The sequence below is a fragment of the Caballeronia glathei genome (genome assembly GCF_000698595.1).
Lineage (GTDB): Bacteria > Pseudomonadota > Gammaproteobacteria > Burkholderiales > Burkholderiaceae > Caballeronia > Caballeronia glathei.
This window is the reverse complement of sequence record NZ_JFHC01000086.1, coordinates 20,907-27,090: the sequence shown is the minus strand read 5'-3', so window position 1 is coordinate 27,090 and position 6,184 is coordinate 20,907. Positions and strand designations below refer to the sequence as shown.

The window sequence follows — 6,184 nt, the reverse complement described above, 5'->3', positions numbered from 1 at the left end:
GGGCGCGGGTGGCGGCGGCCACGGAGGCGGTGGTAATGGCGGAGGGGGCGGAGGCGGCGGTAACGGCGGGGGGGCAGGAGGCGGTGGAGGCCACGGAGGCGGTGGTAACGGCGGAGGGGGTGCAGGCGCCGGTGGCGGAGCAGGCGGCGCGGGTGCTGGCGCCGGCGTCGGCGGAGGCCGCGGAGGGTCGGGTGGCGGCCACGGCGGTGGTCACGGTGGTGGCGGGCACGGAGGAGGCGGAGGCGGAGGTGGCGGCGGAGGCGGAGGCGGTCACAGGTGATCTGGGACAGCGCACCTGAAGACGTGTCCGAAGCAAGCAGGGAGTGATCGGAACGTGCACCGGTCACTCCCGAAGCGCGAACGCGATTGACTGCCGGATGATCGAAAGCCAAATCGCTGATGTCGATTTGCTCACGATTGGAGCAGGCGATCGTTGCCGTCATACAGCGCCGGACCGGCCAGGCATGCCATGTGGCGAGGCCGGTAAAAACTCAGCTGATGGCGCTGGTAAGGCGCTCGCCGAACAGCATGACGAACTGGTTGACGGCTTTCCGCCAGGCGATAGGCGGCGTCTTCCAGTTCCTTTTCGATGTCTCGCAACTGCATGCGCATGCGCTGGACGGCGCTGGCCGTATACGTGATCTTGCGTACCTCGGTCGGACAGCCAAAGAAGAGAACCCCCTGTCCGGTCAATCAGCATCGGCGTGTCGACGCCATTCCAGCCGCGTGCGTCCTTGCGGCTCATAGTGCGTGCCAAATCGCACGAGACCATGCTTTCTTAAATGACAGGTCATCTCGTAGCTGACCAGCATGCCGTTTTCGGTCGGCAGCACTTGCAGGTCGATCGAACGGATGCGGGGTTCATAGGCGAGCAAGGTCGCTTCCATTTGCGCCTTGAGCTGATGAGCCGACGCAGGCAGGTTTCGATAGATCGTGCTCAAATCGGGCAGCCCATAGTCCGGCATATGCTTGAGCGTGCCCGCGCGCGTGTTCAGGATGCGCCTCAGGTTTTCCAGCACGCTCAGGATTTCGAGTGTGTTGCTGTCGTGGCCGTCGAGCGGCACGCCATCTATGTGGCCGAGCAGCATGTCGTAGAGTGACGGGCCCATCGTCATGTCGTGCTGCCAGGATTATCGAATTCGAGCACGATGCCGTCTTCGCTGGAGAAGGACAGCCGCATGCCCGCGCCCATGCGCTCGCTCGCGGCACGCGCGAGCAGTTCGCGCGAGAGCACCGGCAGGATCTGCTGGTCGAGCAGCCTGTCGATGTTGCGCGCACCCGAATCGGGCAACCGGCAGGCGCGTGCGAGTGCAGCCACGAGCGCTTCGTCGAAGACGAGCGGCAGTCTGAAGCGCCGCTCGATGCGCGCGGCCACCCTGGCGAGCTTCATCCGCACGATGGACGCCAGCGCGTCAGCCGACAACGGCCGATACACGACCGTCTGGAAACGCGCGAGCAGCGCCGGCTGAAAATGCTCGACGAGCAGCGGCCGGATCGTTTCCATCAGCATGCCGGTCGTCACCTCGCCGCCAGGCTCGATGACGGCGTTCCCCACTGGGGCTTCCTTCGGGGCGTCTGTCGCGGCCATGATTTCCTCACTGCCGAGATTGGACGTCATCACGATCACCGTGTTGCGGAAATCGATCACGCGCCCCTCGCCGTCGCGCATGAAACCGCGGTCGAACACCTGATAGAAGAGGTTAAGCACATCGCGATGCGCCTTCTCGACTTCGTCGAGCAGGATCACGGAATAGGGGCGCTGGCGCACGGCCTCGGTCAACACGCCGCCCTGCCCATAGCCGACGTAACCCGGCGGCGCGCCCTTGAGCTGAGATACCGTATGGGCTTCCTGGAACTCGGACAGATTGATCGTGAGGAGCGCGCGTTCGCCGCCGAACATCAGGTCGGCAAGCGCCCGCGCGGTTACGGTTTTGCCGACCCCCGACGGCCCCACGAGCAGGAACACGCCAAGCGGCGCTTCGTCGGAAGTGAGCCCGGCCTTCGCCGCCCGCAGGCTCTTGCCCAGCGCGGCAAGCGCGTCGTCCTGCCCGACCACGACGCGGGCGAGCCGTGTCTCCAGGTCGAGCAGCGTGGCGAGTTCGTCGGACAAGAGGCTGCCCACCGGCACGCCTGTCCAGTCGGCGATGACGCGTGCGATCGCCGCTTCGTCGACTTCCGCGTGAATCAGCGCGTTCGGCCCGTGTCCGGCCATGACCGCATGCGCAGCCGCGACCGACGGCCGGAGTGCGCGCCGTGTCGATTTGTCAGGGGCCGCCTGCCACGCTTCGCGCCGCGCGATCAGTGCTTCGGCCGCCGCCTTTTGCTGCGCGAAGGCGGTGTCCAGTTGCGCGAGTTCTTCGTTGAGCGCCGCGAGCCTTGCATCGATGGCCGCGAGCCGGTCACCGGCATCGGCCGATGCCGCGCCGAGGTCCTGCATCAGCGCGCCGTGCTCGACTTCGAGCGCGGCGCGCTCCGCGCGCGAGGCCGAGATCGCGGCCGGGGTTGCCTCCATGCTCATCTTCACGCCGGCCGCGGCGGTGTCGAGCAGGTCGATTGCCTTGTCGGGCAACTGGCGCCCCGTGAGATAACGGCGCGACAGGCGCACGGCGGCGCTCACCGCTGCGTCGGTGATGTGCACGCCGTGATGCTGCGCGTAACGCGCCTTCAGGCCGCGCAGCATCAGGCAGGCGCGTTCGTCGTCGGGCTCGTCGACCTTGACTGTCTGGAATCGTCGCTCCAGCGCGGCGTCGCGCTCGAGGTACTGCTTGTATTCGGACCAGGTGGTCGCCGCAATGGTGCGCAGTTCGCCGCGCGCGAGCGCGGGCTTGAGCAGGTTTGCGGCATCCGCCCCGCCTGCGGCATTGCCCGCGCCGATCAGCGTATGGGCTTCGTCGATGAAGAGCAGGACAGGCGTCGCGGACTGCTGCACGGCTTCGATCACGTTCTTCAGCCGCTGCTCGAATTCGCCCTTGACCCCCGCGCCCGCCTGCAGCAAGCCGAGGTCGAGCGTGAGCAGGCTCACGTTGCGCAGCGCCGCCGGCACGTCGCTTTCCGCGATCCTGAGGGCCAGCCCTTCGACCAGCGCCGTCTTGCCCACACCCGGCTCGCCGACGAGGATCGGATTGTTCTTGCGGCGCCGTGCGAGGATATCGACCATCTGGCGAATTTCCGCGTCGCGTCCGAACACGGGGTCGATCTTGCCGTCGCGCGCCTTCTGCGTAATGTCGACGGTGAAGCGCCGCAGGGCTTCGGATGCAGCTCGGTTCGTTGCATCGGACTGCGGCGCGTGCGCGGTCGCCTCGCGTTCCGGCTCGCCGTGGACGACCCCGGAGAGGGAATGTGGCACGCCATCGTGGCCGACGCTGCCCGGCGCCTCCACCGATACCCGGTCGAGCTCCGTTCGCAGCCGCTCGATCTGCGTGGTGGACACGGAGAGCAGGGGCCACGCGCCGGGTGCGCGGAGCAACTGCGGCGCGTCGGCGAGGGCGGCCAGCAGGTGGGCGGAGCGGATCGGCGGCGGGCCGTCTTCGAGCGAGGCGCGCATCCACGCTGCTTCGAGCCATGCTCCGAGTCTCGGGGACAGGCCCGGCTTGCCGCGCAAATCGTGGGGCAGCCGGTCGATGGCACTGAGGAGCCCGTTCCAGATCCCGTCGGCATCCAGTTCGTAGCGGCGCACGATTGCGACCAGGTCGCCGTCGCCGAGCTCCAGCAGCTTGATCAGCCAGTGCTCGACCTCGATATCGCGATGGGCGCGTGTCTCGCACAGGCTCGCCGCGTCGGCGAGCGCGCGGGCGCAGTGATCGTTGAGGCGGCGCAGGAACGGAGAAGGATCGCGGTGGGTCATGGCAAGAGAGAAAAGAGCGTCAGTCCGCACGGGCAGACTGACGATAGAAGAACGCTGGCGCCGGCCGTTCGGAGAATGGGCGGGGAATGGACCGGCGTTGCCGATACGCGTTACGCGCGCTCGTTCCAGCTATCGGCGTGGATGATGTTGCCGTCCTTGTACGACCACGTGATCTTCTCGTAGCGCAGTTCGATGTCTTCGAGATGGTTGTGCTTCTCGAACGCCGGATTCTTGATATCGAGCATCTTCGGCTTGACCGCGACGACCTTCACGTTATCCAGCCTGGTATTGAAGTACTCCTGCTCCTTGCCCGCGTCGTCGATCTTGTACCACTTGATCTCGATCGACTTGAGCGTCTGGCCGCTCGTCACCGCCTTGTAGAGATACGGCGTGGAGGCATCGGTTTCCTTCGTGAAGGTGATCGGCGCGTGCGCGCGCGTGCCGGTGAGCTTGCCGGTATTGTTGTCGGTCGGGATCTTGACGCCGTGCTCGAACTCCACGACTTCGACGCTGCCTTCGCGGCCGTTGACCGTGACCGAGCCCTTGATGTCGGCGCCGCCATCGTCCTTGATCCACATGTATGCCGGAATTGCCATGTTTGTTTCTCCTTGGTTTGGAAACAGCAAAGTCCCGAAGCCCGATGCTTCAGGAGGATTCAGGCTCCGGAAACGTCCGGAACCAGCGTGATTTCGACCCGCCGGTTGCGCGCACGGCCTTCGGGCGTCTGGTTCTGCACGATCGGGCGCGTGTCGCCATAGCCCTGGATCGCGAACACCGATGCGGGCATCGCTAACGCCTCCATCAGCCAGTCGCGCACGGCGCCCGCGCGAGCGATCGAAAGGCGCTGATTGCTCTGGCTGTCGCCGAGGTTGTCGGTGTGGCCCGCCACCAGGATTCGCTTGCCCGGATGCGCCTTGATGATCTCGAGGGCGCCGACCAGCGCGCGCGTCGAACCCGCCTTGAGCCGCGCGCTGCTGCTGTCGAAGAGCGACATGCTGTCGAGTGTGATGAGGGCCGGCGGCGGCGGTGGCGGCTGGTACGACTCGATCGCGCGGTTGAGGACCGGCAGCAGCGCCGCGCCCCGGTACATGCCGAGACTCAGGCGCAGTGGGACGCCCGTGCGCTCGTAGCGGTCGAGCCGGTCGCGCTCGGTGGTGAGCGCGGCGAGTGCCGTGCGGCGCGCGGCGTCGTGGTCGGCGGGGATGGCCGAGAAGCGCGTGAGACTGGCGGCGGCCTGGTCGATCAGCGCCTGATTGTTCCTCGCCGCGCCCCAGCACGCGAGCGCGAGCGCGCAGGCGAGCATCGCGATGGCGTGAGCAAGCGCACGCAGGCGAGGCGGCACCCAGGCACGCCTGGCGCATGCGTCGATCAACGGCTCGGGCAACGGCCAGGGCGCAGGCGATGCGGCGAGCATGGGCGGGTCGAGGCGCGTGCGTGCGCGCACATGCACGTGCCAGGGCGAGGCGGGATTGCCGGCCGGGCCGCAGTCGATCCATGCCGCGCCGTGAAGCGGCCAGGGCGCCGCTGGCTGGCGCCGGTCCTGCAGCGCGTCGTTGACGGTATGCCAGGTCCAGCCGATGAGCGAAGCGAGCCCCGCCGCGCGCCACGGGGCCTGCAAGTCATGCGGCTCGCCCGATGCGCGGTCAGCTTCGTCGTCCGCAGCCCGCAGGATCGCTTCGAACTGGCCTGCGTCGCGCAGCGGGGCTGCGGCGGACAGGCCGAACCAGCGCGGATTGTCCGAGCCCGGGCTGCTTCCTCGCGTGAGCTGCTGATAGACGGCCAGATATCCCGGGACTCGTATGCCAAGCAGGCGAGCGGTGTCGCTGAGGGCCTGCCGGTGCAGGCGCAGCGTCTGTGTGAGGGAGTTGTCGGTGTGGACATCGGGCACGAGCGTCAGCACCACGCCATCCAGCGGACGATCACCGCGCCAGGCCTTGACTGCGACGGCAAGCTCAGCCAGCTTCCGTGGCCGGTCCACGCGCAGCCAGATCGCGCCCGCGCCGACATGGACGGTTCGCCCGTTCGCAAAGAGATGTTCGAGCGCATCGCCGAACACCATCACGAGCGGCATGGGCGAGCGGAGGTCGACCGGCAGGTTGCTCGTCGCCGCGGAGGTGCCGAGCGCCGATAACGTAACGGCATGCGCTTCGAGCGCGCGCCGCAGCTGTCGTGTGCGCCACGCGATCAGCGCGGCACCGGTCGCGCACACCGCGAGCGAGGCGCCCCACGCGATGCCGCGGCTCAGCGGCAGCACCGCGAGCACGACGCCAGCCAGGAGCAGCGCACCGAACGCGACCAGCGTGCGGTACGGATATCCGGAGAAACGGCTCGTGCTCACTG

At 67.6% G+C, this 6,184-nt stretch carries 5 protein-coding genes and 1 pseudogene; 1 reads left to right on the top strand and 5 read right to left on the bottom strand.

What is annotated here, in order from left to right; all coding sequences use genetic code 11:
- Positions 1 to 299: pseudogene (locus BG61_RS44730) on the top strand (phage tail protein); the annotation flags it as partial.
- A gap of 112 nt (positions 300 to 411) precedes the next feature.
- Here the strand turns inward: BG61_RS44730 and BG61_RS41515 are convergent.
- The 5 genes from BG61_RS41515 to BG61_RS33240 form a co-directional block, all read right to left on the bottom strand.
- Entirely contained in the window at positions 412 to 693 is a 282-nt protein-coding gene (locus BG61_RS41515; protein WP_035942642.1) for a hypothetical protein, read from the bottom strand.
- Complete coding sequence (gene tssE / locus BG61_RS33255) at positions 690 to 1,115, bottom strand: type VI secretion system baseplate subunit TssE (protein WP_035933881.1); 426 nt, start codon at positions 1,113 to 1,115, stop codon at positions 690 to 692. Before tssE ends, BG61_RS41515 begins: the two co-directional genes overlap by 4 nt.
- Positions 1,112 to 3,844 carry a type VI secretion system ATPase TssH gene (tssH, locus tag BG61_RS33250; RefSeq protein WP_035933883.1) on the bottom strand — a complete coding sequence of 911 codons (2,733 nt, stop codon included), beginning with the start codon at positions 3,842 to 3,844 and terminating at the stop codon, positions 1,112 to 1,114. Before tssH ends, tssE begins: the two co-directional genes overlap by 4 nt.
- Before the next feature lie 110 nt (positions 3,845 to 3,954).
- Complete coding sequence (locus BG61_RS33245) at positions 3,955 to 4,440, bottom strand: Hcp family type VI secretion system effector (protein ID WP_035933885.1); 486 nt, start codon at positions 4,438 to 4,440, stop codon at positions 3,955 to 3,957.
- A gap of 59 nt (positions 4,441 to 4,499) precedes the next feature.
- Positions 4,500 to 6,182 carry an OmpA family protein gene (locus tag BG61_RS33240; RefSeq protein WP_232256212.1) on the bottom strand — a complete coding sequence of 561 codons (1,683 nt, stop codon included), beginning with the start codon at positions 6,180 to 6,182 and terminating at the stop codon, positions 4,500 to 4,502.
- Positions 6,183 to 6,184 lie beyond the last annotated feature (2 nt).

Bases quoted from the DNA above. Each gene is read 5' to 3' on its own strand.
- tssE (WP_035933881.1), bottom strand. From the start codon at position 1,115: ATGACGATGGGCCCGTCACTCTACGACATGCTGCTCGGCCACATAGAT.
- tssH (WP_035933883.1), bottom strand. From the start codon at position 3,844: ATGACCCACCGCGATCCTTCTCCGTTCCTGCGCCGCCTCAACGATCAC.
- BG61_RS33245 (WP_035933885.1), bottom strand. From the start codon at position 4,440: ATGGCAATTCCGGCATACATGTGGATCAAGGACGATGGCGGCGCCGAC.